Origin of the sequence: Algibacillus agarilyticus (assembly GCF_003286125.1) — a bacterium.
Taxonomy (GTDB): Bacteria; Pseudomonadota; Gammaproteobacteria; order Enterobacterales; family Alteromonadaceae; genus Algibacillus; species Algibacillus agarilyticus.
The window spans coordinates 1-2,013 of the sequence record NZ_QMED01000069.1 but is presented as its reverse complement, the minus strand read 5'-3'; the positions used below and the strand labels follow the sequence as shown (position 1 = coordinate 2,013).

The following is a 2,013-nucleotide window of genomic DNA, read 5'->3' as shown; positions in this document are numbered from 1 at the left end:
CCATCAGGGTATGTGGCACTGCCCGAGCCATCTTCGTTATATTGATAGACGGTACCATCAGCACCTGTTTCGGTTGTACTACCGTCTCCTGTTTCGCTACCCGTACCACCTTCTGACGTAACTTCATTACCATCAGCATCATAATAAATAACGTTACCTTCACTATCCCAAGCTTCACTGGTACCATCAGCATACGTTGTACCCCATGAACCGTCAGCGTTGTAATAACCTGAACTGCCGTCTGAACTCGTCCAAGTACCCGAACCATCGGCATTCCACGTACTTGAATTACCTTGCCCGTCATCCCAACTTCCACTACCATCAGCATGCCAAGTTGAGGTACTGCCATCTGGGTAAGTTTGGCTACCACTCCCGTCTGCATTCCACGTGTAACTCGAACCATCGGCATAGGTCTCAAAACCCGAACCATCAGCATTATATGAGCCTGAATTACCTTGACCATCAGCCCAACTGCTCGCCCCCGTTGAAGTATCATAGCTATAGTGTGAACCATCGGCACCCGTGTATTCATACGAACCATCAGCACTCCACATATCAGTAGAGCCATCTACATAAATCGCACTACCGCTGCCATCGGCATGCCAAGCGCTTGAGTTACCTTGACCATCATCCCAAGATCCACCGCCTTGACCATCCCACGTTTCTATCGAACCATCTGGGTATGTGGCACTGCCCGAGCCATCTTCGTTGTATTGATAAACGGTACCATCAGCACCTGTTTCGGTTGTACTACCCTCGACTGTTTCACCACGAGCAGAAACTTCAAAGTCATCCGTTACTTCATTTCCTTCAGCATCATAATAAGTTACATTGCCTGTATTATCCCACGCTTCACTGGTGCCATCAGCATACGTTGTGCCCCATGAACCGTCTGCGTTGTAATAACCTGAACTGCCGTCTGAACTCGTCCAAGCACCCGAACCTTCAGAATTCCAAGAGCCATTATTGCCTTCAGCATCAGACCAAGAGCCCCCACCTTGCCCATCCCACGTTTCTGTTGTTCCATCCACGTACAATGCACTTCCTGAACCATCAGCCGCCCACTCGCCACTCGAACCATCTGCATTATAATAAGCACCATTGCCTTCAGCATCGCCGTAGCCATAACTGCCATCAGCGTTGTAATAACCATAACTACCATCAGCATTATTATAGGAGCCATTGCCTTGCGAATCCCACCAACCATTAGACCCGTCAGCATTGTAATAATTGCCATTACCCTGCGCATCCCAATTCCCATTAGAGCCATCCGCATACGCGTAACCTCCACTGCCATCGGCATTGTAAAAATATTCACTTCCATCTGCGCCATGATATTCATAAGACCCATCCGCTTTAAATGAATCACTTGACCCATCTGCGTATTGCGTCTCGACCATGCCATCAGGATGGGTCGTGATCGTATTGCCGTAATCATCTGTTGCCGATATTGAACCATCTGGGTTGACGGTATTGCCATCCGCATCAGTTACCGTATAAGTGCCATCCGCACTGTAGGTTTCGGTGGTGCCATCCGGATAAGCAATACTGTAAGAGCCGTCTGCACTTTGCGTCGAGATCGTACCATCTGCGCCCATATAAGTACCATTACCTTGACCATCCCATTCACCATGGCCGCCATCCGCATCCGTGTAACTTCCCGAACCATCAGCCGCCCACTCGCCACTCGAACCATCTGCATTATAATAAGCACCATTGCCTTCAGCATCGCCGTAGCCATAACTGCCATCAGCGTTGTAATAACCATAACTACCATCAGCATTATTATAGGAGCCATTGCCTTGCGAATCCCACCAACCATTAGACCCGTCAGCATTGTAATAATTGCCATTACCCTGCGCATCCCAATTCCCATTAGAGCCATCCGCATACGCGTAACCTCCACTGCCATCGGCATTGTAAAAATATTCACTTCCATCTGCGCCATGATATTCATAAGACCCATCCGCTTTAAATGAATCACTTGACCCATCTGCGTATTGCGTCTCGACC

1 protein-coding gene is annotated in these 2,013 nt (G+C 48.7%); it reads right to left on the bottom strand.

Annotation, left to right across the window (positions count from 1 at the left end):
• Positions 1-2,013: RHS repeat domain-containing protein (locus DPX34_RS21520; protein WP_157964821.1), on the bottom strand; the 2,013-nt coding region annotated here is incomplete at both ends.